The sequence below is a fragment of the Pontibacter sp. SGAir0037 genome (genome assembly GCF_005491705.1).
GTDB lineage: Bacteria > Bacteroidota > Bacteroidia > Cytophagales > Hymenobacteraceae > Pontibacter.
The window spans coordinates 1,715,179-1,734,341 of the sequence record NZ_CP028092.1; the positions used below are offsets into that span (position 1 = coordinate 1,715,179).

Sequence of the window (19,163 nt, forward strand, 5' to 3'; positions counted from 1 at the left end):
CTCTAATTGTTCAACTTCGATAAAGAGTGTATTGTAAGGTCCGCTTAAAACTATACATACTTAATCTCAACCCCACATTCTTAATTCATAACTTTTAATTCATAATTCTTTTCACCGCCTGTCATTCTGTCACATCATTTGTAATCTTATTTGTATATTTGCAGCTGAAAGAGTATCCCTATGAATACGATAGTAGATTTAGATTTTATAGATAATCGCACACCAGAGCAGGCAGCAGCCTCATGCGATACACATATTACAGTAGAAACCAATACAGGGAAGTCACGCAAGCTATACATAGAAAGCTATGGATGTGCAATGAATTTCTCTGATAGCGAGATTGTTTCCTCTATCATGCATGAACAGGGTTTCGATACCACCTCCACCATAGAAAATGCGGATGTGGTTTTCCTGAACACCTGCTCCATCCGTGAAAAAGCAGAGCAAACTGTTCGCAACCGCTTAGGCCAGATCAATTACCACAAGCGCAAAAATCCGGGTATGGTAATCGGTGTGCTGGGCTGTATGGCCGAACGCCTGAAAAAATCTTTACTGGAGGAAGAGAAAATTGTTGACCTTGTGGTAGGTCCTGATGCCTATCGTGACCTGCCTAACCTGATCAATGAAGTAGATGGCGGTCAGAAAGCAGTAAATGTGCTTCTTTCCCGTGAAGAAACATACGCTGACATTAACCCGATCAGGTTAAACAGCAACGGCGTGAGCGCCTTTATCTCGATTATGCGTGGCTGTGACAACATGTGCTCTTTCTGCGTGGTGCCCTTTACGCGTGGCCGTGAGCGTAGCCGCGACGCACATTCTATTGTGCGCGAAGCAGAAAGCCTGGTAGCACAAGGCTACAAGGAAGTAACGCTGCTGGGCCAGAACGTAGATTCCTATAAGTGGGCATCTGAAGGCGGAACGGAGTCAGTTAACTTTGCCCAACTGCTGGAGAAAGTGGCGCTTGTAAGTCCTGACCTGCGTGTTCGCTTCTCGACCTCACACCCAAAAGATATTACAGATGAGGTGCTGTATACGATGAAGAAGTATGACAACATCTGCAAATACATTCACCTTCCTGCGCAGAGTGGAAATTCCCGTGTACTGGAACTGATGAACCGCACCTACGACCGTGATTGGTACATCAACCGGGTTGACGCGATCAGAAATATACTGGGCGAAGAGTGTGGCATTTCTTCTGATATGATTACCGGATTCTGCACCGAAACGGAAGAAGAACACCAGGATACGCTTTCGCTTATGGAATATGTGCAGTACGATTACTCTTATATGTTCTTCTATTCGGAACGCCCGGGTACGCTGGCGGCCAGAAAACTGGAAGACGACATTCCGCTGGAGGTGAAGAAAAGAAGGCTCGATGAAATTATAAATAAACAGCGGGAAACTTCCCTGGCCCGCAACAAGCGTGACATCGGTAAAGTGCACCGAGTACTGGTAGAGAACTTTTCCAAAAAATCCCAAGATCAACTGAGTGGCCGAAACGACCAGAACAAAGTAGTGATCTTCGACAAGAAGCACTACCAAAAAGGCGATTATGTAAACGTGCTGGTACACGACTGCAGCGTTGGCACCCTGTTCGGTGAAGCGGTTGACTAATGTGCTAATTCATTAATTTGTTAATGTGCTAATATTTATTGTCTTATCATTAGCACTCATTCTATTAGCACCTTAGCACATTTTTTCATTAGCAAATTAAATTCATGCGCAATATAGATATCCAGAGTACAAAACAACGTTTTGGTATTATCGGCAATTCTCCTTTGCTGAACTATGCAGTGCAGGTGGCGGTACAGGTAGCTCCAACCGATATGACGGTGCTGATTACCGGGGAGAGTGGCAGTGGTAAAGAATCTTTCTCTAAGATCATTCATCAGCTGAGCCCCCGCAAACACGGGCAGTTTATCGCCATTAACTGCGGCGCCATACCAGAAGGCACCATAGATTCCGAATTGTTCGGGCATGAAAAAGGTTCTTTTACAGGAGCACAGGAAGCGCGTAAAGGATATTTTGAGGTAACTGACGGCGGCACTATTTTTCTGGATGAAATCGGGGAAATGCCTTTGGGGACACAGGCCCGCCTGCTACGTGTACTCGAAAACGGAGAGTTTATCAAAGTAGGTTCTTCAAAAGTTCAGAAGACAGATGTGCGCGTAGTTGCCGCTACCAACGTGAACCTGATGAGTGCCGTTGAAAAAGGCCAGTTCAGGGAAGACTTGTATTACCGCCTGAACACCGTGCCGATTACAGTACCTCCCCTTCGCGAGCGAGGCGACGATATTTACCTGCTATTCCGTAAATTTGCGAGTGATTTTGCTGAGAAATATAAAGTTAAACCGATTACCTTAACTCCAGATGCGGTAGAGGAACTCCTAAAGTTCAGATTCCCGGGCAATATTCGCCAGTTAAAAAATATTGTAGAACAGATTTCCGTTCTCGAATACGACAGAGAATTAAATGCCTCCCGCTTAGGCCAATATCTGCCACGGGAACAAAGCAGTAATTTTCCGGCCCTTGTAAACAGAGAAAATGTAGCCGAGCAGCCTTTTTCGGAACGCGATATCTTATATAAAGTGTTGTTCGACATGAGGCGTGACATGTCTGAACTCAAAAAGCTGGTTTTTGAAATGATGACGCACCAGCCAAACGACGAAGACCTGCTAAAAGAGCACAGTCACCTGTTCGAGAATATGGATACCTCTGGCTACAACGGGCGAAACTACCAGCAGGCAGAACCGAAAGAAGGATATTACCTCCCGATTAAGCACAACCAGGTACACGAGTACGAGGAGGAGCAGAAAGTAGAAGACATCCCTCACGAAACAGAAGAAGAAAGCCTGTCGCTGGAGGATAAAGAGAAAGAGCTCATTTTAAAGGCACTGAAAAAACACAACAACAAACGCAAGTATGCGGCCCAGGATCTGGGTATTTCGGAGAGAACACTATATCGCAAGCTAAAGCAATATGATATTGAGAATTAAAACAAAATGGGTAGTAAACTCCCTCCTGCTTCTTGTTATAGGAATATGCAACAGCTGTGGAGTCTATTCTTTTACAGGTACTAACATTGGCTCCGATATCAGAACCATCTCCATTCAGTCTTTTGAGAATGCTTCAGGGGAAGGGCCAGCCAACTTAACCCAGTTAATCACTAATAATTTTAAACAGTATTATAGCCGGAATACGAACCTGACGATTCTGCAGCGCGATGGCGATTTGCAATTGGAAGGGCAAATTGTTAGTTTTAGCGTAGCACCTGCCGCTATACAGCGGGAAGGAAACCAGGACCAGGCAAGTCTGAACCGTCTGACACTAGCTGTTCAGGTACGTTTTACCAACACAAAGGATCCTGAAGCTGATTTTGACCAGCAGTTTACGATTTCACAGGACTTTAGCCGTGAAATTGATGTTACGCAAATATCAACAAACGACATTAACCAGCTTTCAGAGCGCCTGATTGCAGATGTTTTTACCAAATCAGTAGCTAACTGGTAGTTTAGCTTAGGAATAAAAGTACAGCATGAACAAATCGGCATTTTTAGAATTAATAAAGAAAGCATCAAACATCACCGACCAGCAGACAGAAGAGCTGGAGAAGGTGGCTGCTGCCTTTCCTTATTGCCAGACTGCTCACCTGTTACTTGCCAAATCTGCTTTTGAACATGGCAGCATGCTTTCGGCACAGCGCCTGCGCAAAGCATCTTCTTATGCTACCGACAGGCAGGTGCTGAAAAGAGTAATTCATGCTCAGCCAGTGCTTGAACCTGCTTTTGCAGATGACTTGCCAGAGCCTGAGGAAGACCAGGCAGCAGAAGCCATTGAAGTCCCCTTTGCAGAGGCAGAGGATACACCGCAAACAAGCATAGAAGCCGTTGTTGAAGTACCAGCGATAGAAGAAACGCCTGCTCCGGAAGAGGCAACAACTGAAATCGAATTACTTCCGGAAACAGATTCACCAGCAAGAACGGAATCACAGGAAGAGGAAGAGGAAGAGGAAGAGGAAGAGGAAGCAGTAGCATCAGAACAGCACGATTTTGATTCTGAACTGGCCATGTTGCTTACTCTGAATAGCTTAAGCTCATCATCCACTGACCTGCTAGAGCATAAAACGCCTCTCCTTTTACCAGCTTCACTTCCAGTCTCCCCCGCTGAAGATGGTTCCGTTTCGAAAGAAACGCCTGAAGCTTCCACGGCCGATGAGCCAATGGCAGCACCTGACACACTTGCTATAGATGTAGCCTTTGTGCCTGTAGCGGAAACCGAATATGCTGCAGAAAGCAGTTTATATGCAGAAGATGAGGAGGTAGCAGAGCAGGAAAATACTCCTTCAGAAGATTTTCAGGCCGACATAAGCTACTCTTCCAGCGAAATTGACAGGCTTTATTTAGAAGATGTACTTGGCTACGGGCTATCTTCCAGCAGAATGGGCGAAGTCTTACAGGTAAAGGATCAGGAGTTTACACGAGCTAAGCCAAGGGGTTTTCACCCGGAACTTATACTGGAGTATAGCAAAACACATGAACTGGAGAAAACCGCGGAGCCAATAGCGCCTGTGCTGAACCAGGAGCTAGACATTATAGATCAGTTTTTAAAGCTGAACCCGAGGCTTAAAACCATGGCAAACTTTAAAGTGAAAGCCGAGCCTCAGGAAGATTTGTCGCTTAAAAGCACGAAGATAAAGAAAGGAATTGCCTCTGAAAGCCTGGCTTCTATATTCCTGAATCAGGGGAAAGTAAAGAAGGCTATTAAAATATATGAACAACTGATTTTGAAAAATCCGGAAAAAAAGGTTTACTTTGCCGAACAGATAGAAAAATTACAAAACTTAACATAATATGTACATCGCCCTTATCAGCATCATTGTTTTTATTTGCGTACTTCTGATTTTAGTTGTACTAGCTCAAAATCCTAAAGGCGGCGGTTTATCCAGCCAGTTTGGCGGAAGTACCAGCCAGTTAATGGGTGTAAAACGTACAGGCGACCTTCTAGAGAAATTAACCTGGGGTTTTGCAGTTGCCCTGGTTGTTTTAACATTAGGTACACACATGATGCTTGATTCTGCCGGCGACTCTGCTGTACAGCGAAGTGTAAACGAAGAGCGTGCGCGTCAGTCTAACCTGCCAACTGGTCCATTAGGTGCCCCGGCATCTGAAGACACGACAGCAGCTATTCCGGATGCGAACGAAATTCCAACTATGCTTGATACAGCTGCCAATAACTAAGCTTCATCTATAGATATGAAAGCCGGCTCAAATGGGCCGGCTTTTTTATTTATAACATCTGCCAACTCTGCTGCGCTCTTTGCCAAAAAAGTTCCTTTTGTATGACAGAAAATGACAAAATTGTCAGGTAAAACATGTCCGGAAACTGAAAAAATGGCTTAAACTGGCAGTCATAGCTGCTTGGCACAAGAAATGATAGTAGAGAATTGGTTTCAACGTTAAATTATTAACCAATAAAACTAAATAACATAAACAAACTATGTCAATCAGCATTAAACCATTAGCAGACAGAGTAATCGTAGCTCCTGCTGCAGCAGAAGAAAAAACCAAGTCTGGTATTATTATCCCTGACACTGCTAAAGAGAAACCGCAGCGCGGTGAGGTAGTAGCCGTTGGCGAAGGTAAAGTATCTGAGCAAGGTGCCACTTTAAAGCCACAGGTGCAGGTAGGTGACCAAGTGTTGTATGGCAAGTATGCAGGTACAGAAATCTCTGTAGACGGAAATGATTACCTGATTATGCGCGAGTCTGATATTCTGGCTATTCTTTAATTCTATTCACTTCAAAACTAAATTCAAAGCAATATAACTATGGCTAAGAACATCACATTTGATGCCGATGCACGCACCAAGATTAAATCCGGTGTAGACAAACTGGCAAATGCTGTTAAAGTTACGTTAGGTCCTAAAGGCCGCAATGTTATTATCGATAAGAAATTCGGTGCCCCTACTATCACAAAAGACGGTGTGTCTGTAGCAAAAGAAATTGAGCTGAAAGACGCCATCGAGAACATGGGTGCACAACTTGTAAAAGAAGTAGCTTCTAAAACTGCCGATCAGGCTGGTGATGGTACTACAACTGCTACTGTACTGGCACAGGCTATCTATAGCGCCGGTATCAAAAACGTGGCAGCTGGTGCAAACCCAATGGACCTGAAGCGAGGTATCGACAAAGCGGTTACAGCTGTTGTTGAGAACCTGCGTTCACAGTCTAAGAAAATTGAGAACTCATCTGAAATTGCACAGGTAGGTACTATCTCTGCCAACAACGATGCTGAAATCGGTAAAATGATTGCCGATGCCATGGACAAAGTTGGTAAAGATGGTGTAATTACTGTTGAAGAAGCAAAAGGTACTGAAACAGAAGTAAAAACTGTTGAAGGTATGCAGTTTGATCGTGGTTACCTGTCTCCATACTTCGTTACTAACGCGGAGAAAATGGAAGCTGACTTCGACAATCCTTTCATCCTGATCTACGACAAAAAAGTTTCAACCATGAAAGAACTGCTTCCAGTTTTGGAGCAAGTGGTTCAGACTGGCAGAGGCCTTGTTATCATCGCAGAAGATGTAGATGGTGAGGCTTTGGCTACACTGGTAGTTAACAAACTGCGTGGTTCTCTTAAAATTGCTGCTGTTAAAGCTCCTGGCTTTGGTGACAGAAGAAAAGCAATGCTGGAAGATATCGCTATCCTGACTGGTGGTACTGTTATCTCTGAAGAAAGAGGTTATAAATTAGAGAACGCTACGCTTGATTATTTAGGTCAGGCTGAGAAAGTGATCATCGACAAAGACAACACTACTATTGTAAATGGTGCCGGCACAAAAGATGATATCGTTGCTCGTGTAAACCAGATCAAAGCGCAGATGGAAACAACTACATCTGACTATGACAAAGAAAAACTACAGGAGCGTTTAGCAAAACTTTCTGGCGGTGTGGCTATTCTGTACATCGGTGCTTCTACTGAGGTAGAGATGAAAGAGAAGAAAGACCGTGTAGATGACGCTTTGCACGCTACAAGAGCTGCTGTTGAAGAAGGTATTGTAGCAGGTGGTGGTGTTGCCCTGATCCGTGCGATTGATGCTTTAACTGACCTTCAGGCTGAGAACGAAGACCAATTGACAGGTGTTCAGATTATCAAAACCGCTATCGAAGCTCCATTAAGAACAATTGTAGCTAACGCTGGTGGCGAAGGTTCTGTAGTAGTACAGAAAGTACGCGAAGGTAAAGCTGATTACGGTTACAATGCCCGCGACGACAAATATGAAAACATGTTTGCTGCAGGTATCATCGACCCAACAAAAGTAACTCGTCTTGCTTTGGAGAACGCTGCTTCTATCGCTGGCCTTCTGTTAACGACTGAGTGCGTGGTATCAGAAGATCCTGAAGAGGAAAAAGGTGCTCCAGCTATGCCAGGCGGCATGGGCGGAATGGGTGGCATGATGTAATCTGATTCCCATAGTAAATGCTATAAAGAAAGCCCTGAACCTTATAGGTTCAGGGCTTTTGCTTTAGCGGCTATACCGCTTATTTCAAATCTTTTATCTTGATCTGAATATCATGTGGCGCTACTTCATCCCCACCAAAATAAGGATACAACATGTAGCCCTCTCCTTTTCCGGTAAAAGCTCTCGGTAGTTCTACACGCTTGTCATTAAGAACAAATATGTACTTATTGTCCTCAAGCCTGATTTCATAGGTATACGGCTTATTCAGCTCTACTATATCCACCAGTTCCGACATCCGCGCCATGTTTCTATATGTATAGGCATGAATCTCAAGTCGGTTGTTAAACCATCTCCAGCCAAAACGGGCACTGTTGGTATGATGATGTGTATTTCCGTCTGATAGCCCATATAGTTTATTAATGTCTGCCTGGTTGGAGGCTGCCGCCGTGGTATAAACAGCAGATTGATCGAAAGTAGCTTCGAAACGCATAGATGAGGCAGAAACGAACTTAATCGCATTGGTGGAATACTGCTCTCCTTTCTTTATCGTGTAAACAGCAGGAGCCAGTACTGGGCTTGTGGTTGAAGCAGGAATGTTTTTCTGACCCGGATCAGAAACTTCTTCAAGAGAGGGTACTACATTGCATGACGAGATGCATAGCATGGCCATTAACAGTATATTACTGTATAAGGCATGAACAGAAAGTTTCATTTTGGCTAAAAGTGAATCTTGAAAGTTTTAAATTAAGAACTCCTTTAAAGCCATCTAACAATTATATTTCCTGAAAAAGTTTAATTTTTGAAAACAAAAAAAGCCTTTGCTGTTATAACAGCAAAGGCCACTATAGTTATATTATTAATACAGAAGGAGTTAAAGCAGAAATTACAGCCCTGCTTCCAGCAACTGCCCTGTCTGTGCATCTACTTCTTTCTGCCTGTTATCCTCAGCTCCGTGCGTCAGGCGATTAATTCTTCTGGAAAGAATCATCAATAAGCCGCCAAGCACAATGGTTACAACAGCAATACCGGCAAATATTTGCAGCTCGCCCTGGCGCTGCGCCCAAATACCTATCAGACCTGCCAGGAAATTACCCATACCCGTTACGGCAAAATAGAGTCCCATCATAGAAGCTACGATTCGCTTCGGAGCAACTTTGGTGATAAAGGAAAGCGAAACAGGAGAAAGGGCCAGTTCACCTAACGTCTGAAACAGGTAAGCCAGCACCAGCCATGAAAGAGCAGACTTTCCATCCACTGCATCTGTACGCTCTAAGGCAGCCGCTACCATGTATATAAATCCGATGCCCAGTACCGCTGTACCAAGTCCCATTTTAAAGATAGAAGACAGGTTGATGTTTCTTCTGCCCAAAGCAACCCAGAACCAGGCCACAAGCGGACCAGCAGTGATGATGAAGAAAGAGTTCAAGCCTTGCAACCAGGAAGCGGGAACTTCCCAGCCAAAAACAAACCGATCGGTATAGTCTTTGGCATAAAGATTCATAAGGCCACTAGCCTGCTCAAAAGAAGCAAAAAACACAAGCACAATTACGAAGGAAAGGATAATGGCTAACACACGGTCTTTTTCGTTCTTGGTGAAGCTCTTTTTGGCAGGTGCTGAGAAATCATCTTCGTCTTTTGTAAAGATCTTATCTTCTGGCTTCACGATGTCGGTAATATGCGCCAGATACTTGCGGCCTGTAATAAATACCAGCTGCCCCAGTAGCATACCAAAACCAGCCAAGGAGAAGCCATAGTGCCAGCCGATGCGCTCGCCTACATAGCCTACTATAATCGAAGCCAGAAGTGCCCCCACATTAATCCCCATATAGAAGATAGTAAATCCGGCATCTCGGCGGGGATCACCCTGCTTGTACAGCTCCCCAACTAAAGTGGAAATATTGGGTTTAAGTAAACCCGTGCCAAAAACAATCAGAGCTAACGCAAAATAAAATGTGAACTGCAATGGAATAGCCATCAGAAAGTGGCCAGCTACCAGAATAAAGCCGCCATACATCACCGCCTTTCTCTGGCCAAATACCTTATCAGCCAGAATACCACCAGGTATAGCCATAATATAAACCATGGCTGTATAAATAGATAATAACAGGAGTGCGTTTTCTTTATCCCAACCGAAACCACCCATTGTGGTAGATGTTAAGAAAAGAACCAGAATACCTCTTAAACCATAGTAGCTAAAACGCTCCCACATTTCAGTGAAAAACAAAATCATCAGTCCTTTGGGATGCCCAAAGAGCGTACCGTGCGGCTCAATAAAACTTGGCGCCTTCCCTCCGGAGATATTTTGGGATGTTGACATAAAATCTAGTATATATTTAAATTAAAAGTTCTAAAACCTGTTCAGCAAGATCAGCAAAAAATCTACTTAAAATATAGTTATAGAGCATTAGAAGGTGTGGCCTGCTGTAACTGCTCCGTATCCAATGCCCCATGCTTCACTTATACCTGTATCAGAATAGCAGGAAACGTAAAGGTGAAAACTGATAGAGTTAACCATTGAATGATTACATTTGCTATAGTTTCTTCTATGCTATTACAACCTTAAGTAGTAAATATATCAGTTTCGGCACATAACAACAAATTTAGACCTGACATTAAGCTAATCAGTAATATGCAACTCCTGTCAAAACAACGGCCATACCCAAAGCAGCTTTACATAATACCCCGGAAGATATTGCCTATCAAACACATCCTGTGTTTGGGGCCGAAACATTAATTACTGAACCTCACTACAAAAGACATAGATTTTTTGATGCACTTTCAAATTCACCTTCAAATGAATACTTTCGTATAGCAAAAAAGGCATAAGACCTATTGCTGATGCTTCATCTAATAAAAAAGTGATGTTTTAGAAAAGATGGCTTTATTGTTTCTTAGGCTTCTTCCCGTAAAGAGGCAATAGGAAAAAGATACAGGAAGAATACAGTTGCCTTTACAAGCAAACCTTTCGCGAAAGTTTTAAAATTATAAATTTAACCTGTGCACATTTTTTATACACCCGACATTAATTCAGATTTTTATAGTTTAAGCGAAGAAGAATCGAAGCACTGTACCCGTGTGCTGAGGCTACAGCAGGGAGATTCAGTAAACCTCATTGATGGTTGTGGTGGCCTGTACACAGCTATTATTCAGGATGCGCACCAGAAAAAGTGTCAGTTGCAGGTAATCGACAAGCAACTGGAATTTGGGAAGGTGCCTTATGTGGCACACATAGCGGTAGCTCCAACAAAAAACCTTGACCGGATTGAATGGTTTGTAGAAAAAGCCGTAGAAGTAGGTGTAAGTGAAATATCATTCCTGAAGTGTGAACACTCTGAACGAAAGGATTTACGTCTTGATCGCTTGGAAAAAATAGCCATAAGTGCCATGAAGCAGTCTAAAAAAGGATACCTGCCGTTGCTGCATGACATGGTGCCCTATCAGAAATTTTTACAAACCTGTGTACCCGAAGATACCTTTATTGCACACTTGGAAGATGATGCAACCAAAGGACTGAAAGATTATTACAGACACAACAGGGCGCATTGCATTCTGATTGGGCCAGAAGGAGACTTTTCCCGTTCTGAGATTGAGGCAGCTTACGAAAGAGGAATTCGCCCAGTTACGTTAGGCACAAGCAGGTTAAGAACAGAGACTGCCGGTTTAGTTGCCTGCCACACCTTGCAGGTGCTCCATGATATTCATGCACCCGCCTAAGCCATACAGATATATGAACCAGATCTTTATAATGAGATACTTAAAGTTTAGCATCCTGCTACTGGTGCTCCTTAATGGGCTTGCTTTTTCTGTGTCTGCACAGAAATATAGCTTCAAAATTGCAAAACTTAAGTATAATGGCGGCGGAGACTGGTATGCCAACAAAACTTCGCTGCCAAATCTCATCCGCTTCTGCAATCAGAACCTGAACATGAATATTGCTCCGGAAGAAGCTGTTGTAGAAGTTGGAAGCCCGGAACTGATGAGTTATCCTTTTGTGCACATGACAGGCCATGGCAATGTTGTGTTTTCGGATGCAGAGGCTGAAAACCTTCGGAATTACCTGATAAGCGGCGGCTTTCTGCATGTAGATGATAACTATGGCCTGGACAAGTATATCAGGAAAGAAATGAAAAAGGTTTTTCCGGAGTATGAGTTTGTGGAAATAGCTTTCGACCACCCTATTTACAGGCAAAAGTATACTTTCACGAATGGCTTACCCAAAATACACGAGCACGACAACAAGCCGCCACAGGGCTTTGGTATTATTCATAAGGGTCGCCTGGTATGCTTCTACAGCTACGAAACCGATTTAGGCAATGGATGGGAAGACTCCGAAGTACACAACGATCCGGAAGAGAAACGGCAGCAGGCCCTCCGCATGGGCGCAAACATCCTATCCTATGCGCTGACACAGTATTTATAAGCCGTTACACAGACGTGTTAATGTCCCCCTACGAAGCTATCTTATAGGGAAAATCTACCATAAGTGCGCAGGTGCGAGTTTCGAAAAGGAGTTTTTTTGTGCCACCTGTTTCCTGCTCGTTTTATCACCTAAGTGTAAGAGTGGTTAAAGAAAATTATGAATAGTCAGTTTGCCATTTTAGGTACAATCTCGTCCCCTTTTGAAGGGGGTAAGGGTCGTTTCATTCTAGCAAATTCTCCCCTTGAGGGGAGCCAGAGGAGTGTTTAAGGCTGCGATTAGTCCCAAAGAACTTTATTCAAACACCTTACCTCCTAAATTTACACCCCTATTTAGCTCCGCTAGCAACTCTAAAGCTCCCGCTTCAGATTGTCCTCAAGGGGATATTACCCGAGAATAAAACGTCCCTCCTCTAAAGGGGGACATAGGTTTTTACCCGTTGCTCATAAACCTGAAATATACTTGAAGATCTATCTATTAGCGGTTTCAAAAAGTATCCCATTAAGATTAGCTTCAAAGGGCATTGGGGAATGAATACATCTGCGGACAATTGTGTAGTTACATATCCGTAAGAGGCAACTTAGCTATACACGAAAGTTGTTCCCCTATAACTTAAACTTTATCTAAAACTTTCTTTTCAAGATTTCTGATAATATAACAGCATCACGCATACCGTTCGGGCTTCGTAGCATTTTAGCGTATGAGGACTGGGGAGCTGCTTGTTTCGGAGAACCAGCATTACTCTTTCTATTCCTGATTTCCATCGAGCGCTTGGCGGCCTCTCTCGCTTCAGCAGGCTTCTCCCACGAGAGCACCCTGGGCTTTAACTTCTCCGTCGTAAACACTTCTTCTGCAACTGGTTCTGGACGGGCTGCCGGTGCAGGAAAATTGTTCACCAGTTCCCGGCCATGCTCTTTCGCCCGTTCTGCTTTAGGTTTTAATTCTCTTAAAATATCTTCATAAGAAGTGCTGGGCTGGATTGGCTGCTGTGGCCTGGGCCTTGTTTCGGCAGCTGGCTCCTGGCGCCTTCGCTGCGGCACATTGTCAGGAGGGGTGTTTTCGTCAGCACTTTTAAATGCTTTGCGCCAGACCGTAAACAGAAAATACCCTACGGCAAGCAGTATATAGAAAATAACTTTAAAGTCTTCCATACAGGTTGTGTGTTAAATCAAATATAGCTAAAATAAACATGAGTACAATTTATAATTATAGAGAATAATAGCTCCCACACATGCTTTGTTAACAGATTTAGTCTTATTTTTGAGATTCAATCAGAGAGTTTCCGCTAACGCGAATGCAAGTATCAAGATTAGAGATTAAAGGTTTTAAAAGTTTTGGCGACCGTGTTGTCATTAACTTTGACGAAGGAATTACAGGTATTGTTGGTCCGAATGGCTGTGGCAAGTCCAACATTGTAGATGCCATCCGTTGGGTATTGGGCGAGCAGAAAACACGTAATTTACGCTCCGATAAAATGGAGAACGTGATTTTTAACGGCTCCAAAACACGTAAACCTGTACAAATGGCCGAAGTGTCTATTACCTTCGACAACAACAAGGGGATTCTGCCTACGGAGTACTCGCAGGTGACGGTAACCCGGAAGTATTACCGCAACGGCGACAGCGAATACATGCTAAACAGCGTTCCCTGCCGCCTGAAAGACATCAACGAACTTTTTCTGGATACAGGTATCGGATCTGACAGCTATGCTATTATCGAGCTGAAAATGGTGGATGAGATTCTGAATGACAAAGAGAACTCACGCCGCCTTCTGTTTGAAGAAGCTGCCGGTATTTCAAAATTTAAAGTGCGTAAAAAACAGACACTTAAGAAGCTTGAGGAAACCGATGCTGACCTGGAACGTGTGGAGGACGTGCTGTTTGAGATCGGCAAAAACATGAAAACCCTGGAACGGCAGGCAAAGCAGGCAATTAAATACTTCCAGTTAAAGGAAGACTATAAAAACCATAGCCTCGAATTTGCTCGTCGTAACATAGCACAATACCAGAATACGCTAAGCCGCCTGGAGCAGGATGTGCAGCAGGAAACATTATTGAAAGAAGGATATGTTGCTGCTGTAACAGAGGCCGAAGATGCCATTGTCGATCAGAAAGAAGAGTTGAACCGCACACAGGAAGCGCTGGCTGAAAGCCAGAAAACCATGCAGGTGCAAACGGCAAAGCTACGCCAGCTGGAAAACGATATAAAGCTGAAATCTGAAAGGAGTAATTTTCTGAAGGAACGCATGCAGCAATTGCGCCAGCAGATTAGCCAGGACACAGCCAACCTCGATCATACCAAAGAAAGCATTGTGGCTCTGAGGGAAGAACTGGAAACAGTACAGGACAACTTTGCAGCAGCCGAGGAGCAGGTGAGCGATCTGAAGGAGCAACTACAGGAGGCCAACGAACAAAAGCAATTCCTGCAAGAGGAACTACAGGACTTAACGCAGCAGCAGCGCAACAAACAGAACGCTGTTTTTCAATTGCATAAATCACTTGAAATAAACCAGGTGCAGATCCGGAACATTAACGATGAACTGGAAAAGATGCAGCAGCAGCAACTAAGTGCTGATGAAGATGCCCGCCTGCTAGTTGAGCAACTACAGGAAGCGCAGTTAAACCTGGAAGAAAAGACAAGCGAACTGGTAAGGCTTCAGGCTAAAGAAGAAACTCTACTGCAGAACATTGAAAAGACAGAGGAAGGTATTGAGCAACTGAAAGAGCAACTGGTGGAGCTGAACCGTACCCGCGATGCAAAACAGAACCAGTATAACCTGACCAAGTCTTTGGTTGAAAATATGGAAGGCTTTCCGGAGGCCATTAAGTTTCTCTGCCAGTCAGACAACTGGAACAAGCCTGCTCCTCTCCTATCAGATATACTGGTGTGCCAGCCTGCCTACAAGGGATTAATTGAAAGCTACCTGGAGCCCTACATGAACTTTTTTGTGGTGGAAACACTACAGGATGCCCTGGAAGCAACGGCTTTGTTAAAAAGAGAAAATAAAGGCCGGGCTAACTTTATTATTTTAGCAGAAATAGAGGAACTGGAGCCCACCGCCACATTTAGCGACGGTAAACTAACGGCTGCCTATGAGGTGGTTTCAGCTGAAAAGAAATACAGCAGTCTGCTGAAGTACATGCTCAACAATGTATATATCAGCGATGATACCGAAGACGATTTTTCTTCTGAAGACTACCGCACCTTTATCCTGAAAGACGGTTCAGCTATAAAGAAGCCGCTTAGTCTTTCCGGTGGATCGGTAGGTGTTTTTGACGGGAACAGGCTCGGCCGCAAGCAAAATCTGGAATCACTAGCCAAAGAGGTGGAAGAGCTTAGCAGCCAGGTGGATTTGTTGCAAAGCCGAATCAACACACAAAACCAGATTTTGCTGAACTATAAAGGTGAATCCGGGAAAGACAGCATCAAACTGTTAGAAAAAGAAGTTGCTAAATTGCAGCAGGACCTGCTTACGGTAAGAATCAAGCACGAGCAGCACCAGCAAAACCAACGCAATTTTGATCAGAAGCAGTTTGAACTGCAGCAGCGGCTCGAAGATTTGCAGGTTCAGAGCCAGGAGGTTAGTCCGCAGGCCGAGGAAGACCAGCAGGAACTGAAGTACCTGGAAGAGAAACTAGCCGCTCAGACATCGCTGGTAAACCAGCAGCAGGAGCAGATAGCGGTGATCTCAGGTATGTATAACCAGGAGAACATCCAGTATCACCAACTCAAGAACCGCTTTGCCAGCCTGCAGCAGGAAATCAGCTATAAGCAGAAATCTGTTGAAACGAACCAGGAGCGTATTGAAGGACTACGTCAGGAGCTGGCCAAATCAGAAGAAGAAACAGTAGAGGCAACCGCTTTTATCGAAGAAAACGAGGCTATCGTACATACCATGACCGAAGCCCGCCGGGAGTTCGGCTATGAGCTGGAAGAGATCGAGAAAAAGTACTTCAGCTTACGTGGCGAACTCGATGAAAAGGAAAAAACCATTCGGGAGCTTCAACGGAAAAGCCAGAACTCTAACGAGCTACTGATGCGCATGCAGCAGACGATCAGCGACACCAGAATTAAACTGGTATCGGTGCAGGAGCGCTTAGGGGCTGAATTTAATATTACGACCGAAGAACTGGAGCAGCCTATTCCGGAACAGGAAGGTTTATTGATTCCGCTCACAAACGATGAACTAAACAAACACATAGCTGAAGTTAAAACGGCTTTAGATAAAATGGGCCCTGTGAATGCAATGGCGGCAGAAGCTTATGCCGAAATTGAGGAGCGCAACAAATTCATTACAGAGCAGCGCAACGACCTGGTAAATGCGAAGAACATTCTCATCGATACAATCAATGAAATTGATACTGTAGCCAAAGAGAAGTTTATGAATGCCTTTAACCAGATCAAGAGCAACTTTATAAAAGTATTCCGCAGCCTGTTTACAGAGGAAGATAATTGCGACCTGGTGCTTACCGACCCAAAGAACCCTTTAGAGTCCCGCATCGAAATTATGGCACAGCCAAAAGGCAAACGGCCATTAACAATTAACCAGCTTTCGGGTGGAGAGAAAACCCTGACAGCCATATCGCTGCTGTTCTCGATTTACCTGCTTAAACCAGCTCCATTCTGTATATTCGATGAGGTAGATGCGCCGCTGGATGATGCTAACATTGATAAGTTTAACAATATCATCCGCACGTTCTCTAACGACTCTCAGTTTATTGTGGTAACGCATAATAAACGTACCATGGCCTCAACAGACGTAATGTATGGCATTACCATGATAGAGGCAGGCATTTCCCGGGTAATTCCGGTTGATTTAAGGCAAATCGCTTAGATTTGCCTATTTCCTCCCAAAGCAAGAGCCCCTGAATTTGATTAAATTCAGGGGCTCTTGTTTTAACCATAGCTACTCAAATAAATCTTTGGCACAAGACATACCTGCTGGCGGTTGAAGAGCTAAAAGCTGTTGCTGGCAAGCCACCAGTTCAGTAGTTCATATGACTGATGCATGCAGGCCTAATTCCGGCTTCTGCAATATAAATATCCGTAAAGTGCGAATTATGCAATTTTACCTTACGCCATTTTTCGGGAATTTAGCGGTCTTGGTGCGGTAGAAATCTAAAATAAACTTCATATCGGTTTCAATATCACCACTAGGATAAAACGTAGGGCCTATGCCTGCTTCTTTTTTAGCATAATCCAGGTAACCCAATACGATAGGAACTCCAGCACCCTCTGCCACATAATAAAATCCCCTTCTCCAACGGGGCTGGTACTTACGTGTTCCTTCCGGTGTTACCATCACACACATATCTTCTTTGTTTTCCTGGAAGATCCGAATCATGGCATCTACCATTTTAGTGTTTTTGGACCTATCTACCGGCAAGGCTCCCATAGCTTTTAGTAGGCCACCGAAGGGGAAACCCATAAACTCTTTTTTAATGGTGAAGCGTATGGGAGCATCCATGAGGTAAAAAGCCGCTCTGGCATATATAAAGTCCCAGTTACTGGTATGAGGTGCGGCAATCATAACACAACGGCGATTTTCGGGTGTTAGATTCCCATTTAACTTCCAGCCACTTACCTTGAATATTGCTTTAGCTAATAATTTACCAAACATGCTTCTTTCTTTCGATTTGTATAACCTGTGCCTGTTAATTCGGACAAGAAACTATAAAGTTAAATGAAAAAGAATATTTACCCGTGACTATATCTGAAAATATTAGCCGTAACTGCTTTTTGACCAGTGAAGTCATAAAACAATTACGGCTACTTGAAGAGGTAATAAAAGGTTATAAAGCTATTTTTATAACGTGTGCTTTTCGGCGAAGTATGTATGACTGAACACCGAAGCCGAACATAGGGCCCATGGAAGTACGCGTTCCTCCATCGTAAGACTCGTTAAAATATCTGTAAGATATATATGGTTCTAAAGAGATTTTTTCATTTATAAAATGAGCATATCCTACTCCGAAAGACGTTTCCCAAACATTAAGCTTATTTTTTGTGTAGGTGTTGTCGAGACCGGCAGCAACTGTTAACTCTCCAAAAAAGCCATTATCCAAGTAGTACCGAACAAATGGACCTCCTAACAGATACGTTCTCCGAAAAGGCAGGCTCTCGGCATCTAGTTTATTTCTTCTGCTGTCATGGCTCAGGTTAACATCAAGCCCGGCCACAAAGTCATGCAGAATAAAGTATCCTACTTTAGAGTTAACTAAAAGATTGATCTCCTGCCTTTCATCTTTCACCTGCGGGTTGGTAATCTGATCGGATACGCTTAACACAGAGCCCTGAATGTTACCTCCTAAAAGAATAGAACCAGCCTTTACTTTAGCTTTAATCAAGTAGCTCTTGTTTTCTTGAGCGAAGCACAAATTGGATAATACCAATAAAAAAAAGAGTAAATATTGTTTCATAACCTGCACGAAGCATAAAAAATAACTGCAGGTAAAATTAATATTTAAATTGACAATTTCTACACCGTATTATAAAAAAAATACAAATATTATGTAAATTTAATATTATTAATTTTTACCTGGATATGTTCCGCCATCTGCATGGTATACAGATACCCTATGTCAAATAGCTGCTGTGCCTTATAAAAACTTGTTAACCTGTAATATTTCAACTCCTGCGGTTCCAGTAGCAGGTCGCACAAATGCATATTCGGCCTCACATTGTTGTTAATTGCCAGCTGAACCGTTCGTTCTGTTAAACTGCGCAGATTCGTAAGATTTGCCTGGTGGTTAATCGGATTAACATGTACTCCTATCTTTAGATCGCACTCCTGCTGAATGACATCGATGGGCAGGTTATTTAACAAACCTCCATCGTTTAACTTTTTACCTTCAAATTCAACGGGTTGGTAAAGCACAGGAACAGCTGTAGTGCCTAAAAGCGGCTTAATTAATTCGCCGCTCGAATAGTAAATATTAATACCCTGAGACATTTCAGTGGCACCAATAACTACGGGAATCTTTAGATGTTCAAATTTGATGTGCTCTCCTAAGTACTGATGATAGAGCTTTTCTACTTCGCTCAGGTTCATAAGCCCGGATCTTCTGAAGGTAGGACGGACTACTTTAATCACACTCAGCTCTTTAATGAGCTTCAGGATTTCAGAGGGTTTATAACCTGCAGCATAGAACACACCGGCAATTGCCCCTGAGCTGACTCCTGAAATTACATTCACCCTGATTCCTAATTCATCAAACGCTTTTAGAACACCAAGGTGCGCTATGCCTCTTGCGCCTCCTCCTGAAAGTGCTAAGCCTATTTTCAT

Annotated in this window: 16 protein-coding genes; 10 read left to right on the forward strand and 6 right to left on the reverse strand. The window is 43.5% G+C overall.

Annotated elements, in window-relative coordinates:
* Nucleotides 1–180 precede the first annotated feature (180 nt).
* The 7 genes from miaB (at nucleotide 181) to groL (ending at nucleotide 7,461) form a co-directional block, all read left to right on the forward strand.
* Entirely contained in the window at nucleotides 181–1,614 is a 1,434-nt protein-coding gene (miaB, locus tag C1N53_RS07065; RefSeq protein WP_137758640.1) for a tRNA (N6-isopentenyl adenosine(37)-C2)-methylthiotransferase MiaB, read from the forward strand.
* A 104-nt stretch (nucleotides 1,615–1,718) separates the two neighbouring features.
* Nucleotides 1,719–2,996 carry a sigma-54-dependent Fis family transcriptional regulator gene (locus C1N53_RS07070; RefSeq protein WP_137758641.1) on the forward strand — a complete coding sequence of 426 codons (1,278 nt, stop codon included), beginning with the start codon at nucleotides 1,719–1,721 and terminating at the stop codon, nucleotides 2,994–2,996.
* A complete protein-coding gene (locus C1N53_RS07075; RefSeq protein WP_137758642.1) occupies nucleotides 2,980–3,510 on the forward strand; it encodes an LptE family protein in 531 nt (176 codons plus the stop codon). Before C1N53_RS07070 ends, C1N53_RS07075 begins: the two co-directional genes overlap by 17 nt.
* Before the next feature lie 25 nt (nucleotides 3,511–3,535).
* Entirely contained in the window at nucleotides 3,536–4,849 is a 1,314-nt protein-coding gene (locus C1N53_RS07080) for a hypothetical protein (RefSeq protein WP_137758643.1), read from the forward strand.
* Between the two features lies 1 nt (nucleotide 4,850).
* Nucleotides 4,851–5,237 carry a preprotein translocase subunit SecG gene (gene secG, locus C1N53_RS07085; protein WP_137758644.1) on the forward strand — a complete coding sequence of 129 codons (387 nt, stop codon included), beginning with the start codon at nucleotides 4,851–4,853 and terminating at the stop codon, nucleotides 5,235–5,237.
* Nucleotides 5,238–5,496: 259 nt separating this feature from the next.
* Nucleotides 5,497–5,787: a co-chaperone GroES gene (gene groES / locus C1N53_RS07090; protein WP_137758645.1), complete on the forward strand. Its 291-nt coding sequence runs from the start codon at nucleotides 5,497–5,499 to the stop codon at nucleotides 5,785–5,787.
* Nucleotides 5,788–5,826: 39 nt separating this feature from the next.
* Nucleotides 5,827–7,461: a chaperonin GroEL gene (gene groL / locus C1N53_RS07095; RefSeq protein ID WP_137758646.1), complete on the forward strand. Its 1,635-nt coding sequence runs from the start codon at nucleotides 5,827–5,829 to the stop codon at nucleotides 7,459–7,461.
* Between the two features lie 79 nt (nucleotides 7,462–7,540).
* On the opposite strand, the gene C1N53_RS07100 is transcribed toward groL, so the two are convergent.
* Together C1N53_RS07100 and C1N53_RS07105 are read right to left on the reverse strand one after the other, a co-directional pair.
* Complete coding sequence (locus C1N53_RS07100) at nucleotides 7,541–8,173, reverse strand: hypothetical protein (RefSeq protein ID WP_137758647.1); 633 nt, start codon at nucleotides 8,171–8,173, stop codon at nucleotides 7,541–7,543.
* A gap of 171 nt (nucleotides 8,174–8,344) precedes the next feature.
* Nucleotides 8,345–9,778: a peptide MFS transporter gene (locus tag C1N53_RS07105; protein ID WP_137758648.1), complete on the reverse strand. Its 1,434-nt coding sequence runs from the start codon at nucleotides 9,776–9,778 to the stop codon at nucleotides 8,345–8,347.
* A gap of 680 nt (nucleotides 9,779–10,458) precedes the next feature.
* Here C1N53_RS07105 and C1N53_RS07110 point away from each other — a divergent pair.
* Together C1N53_RS07110 and C1N53_RS07115 are read left to right on the forward strand one after the other, a co-directional pair.
* Complete coding sequence (locus tag C1N53_RS07110) at nucleotides 10,459–11,175, forward strand: 16S rRNA (uracil(1498)-N(3))-methyltransferase (RefSeq protein WP_137758649.1); 717 nt, start codon at nucleotides 10,459–10,461, stop codon at nucleotides 11,173–11,175.
* 31 nt (nucleotides 11,176–11,206) lie between these two features.
* A complete protein-coding gene (locus C1N53_RS07115) occupies nucleotides 11,207–11,881 on the forward strand; it encodes a DUF4159 domain-containing protein (protein ID WP_137758650.1) in 675 nt (224 codons plus the stop codon).
* Nucleotides 11,882–12,501: 620 nt separating this feature from the next.
* Here the strand turns inward: C1N53_RS07115 and C1N53_RS07120 are convergent.
* Nucleotides 12,502–13,029 carry a hypothetical protein gene (locus C1N53_RS07120; RefSeq protein WP_137758651.1) on the reverse strand — a complete coding sequence of 176 codons (528 nt, stop codon included), beginning with the start codon at nucleotides 13,027–13,029 and terminating at the stop codon, nucleotides 12,502–12,504.
* A gap of 143 nt (nucleotides 13,030–13,172) precedes the next feature.
* Between C1N53_RS07120 and smc the strand changes: the two genes are divergently transcribed.
* A complete protein-coding gene (gene smc, locus C1N53_RS07125; RefSeq protein WP_137758652.1) occupies nucleotides 13,173–16,712 on the forward strand; it encodes a chromosome segregation protein SMC in 3,540 nt (1,179 codons plus the stop codon).
* Between the two features lie 234 nt (nucleotides 16,713–16,946).
* Here smc and C1N53_RS07130 read toward each other — a convergent pair whose 3' ends face one another.
* The 3 genes from C1N53_RS07130 to C1N53_RS07140 all read right to left on the reverse strand — a co-directional run bounded on the left by C1N53_RS07130 (nucleotide 16,947) and on the right by C1N53_RS07140 (nucleotide 19,163).
* Complete coding sequence (locus tag C1N53_RS07130) at nucleotides 16,947–17,498, reverse strand: 1-acyl-sn-glycerol-3-phosphate acyltransferase (protein ID WP_137758653.1); 552 nt, start codon at nucleotides 17,496–17,498, stop codon at nucleotides 16,947–16,949.
* Nucleotides 17,499–17,670: 172 nt separating this feature from the next.
* Complete coding sequence (locus C1N53_RS07135) at nucleotides 17,671–18,225, reverse strand: autotransporter outer membrane beta-barrel domain-containing protein (protein WP_137758654.1); 555 nt, start codon at nucleotides 18,223–18,225, stop codon at nucleotides 17,671–17,673.
* A 161-nt stretch (nucleotides 18,226–18,386) separates the two neighbouring features.
* A complete protein-coding gene (locus C1N53_RS07140) occupies nucleotides 18,387–19,163 on the reverse strand; it encodes a patatin-like phospholipase family protein (protein WP_137758655.1) in 777 nt (258 codons plus the stop codon).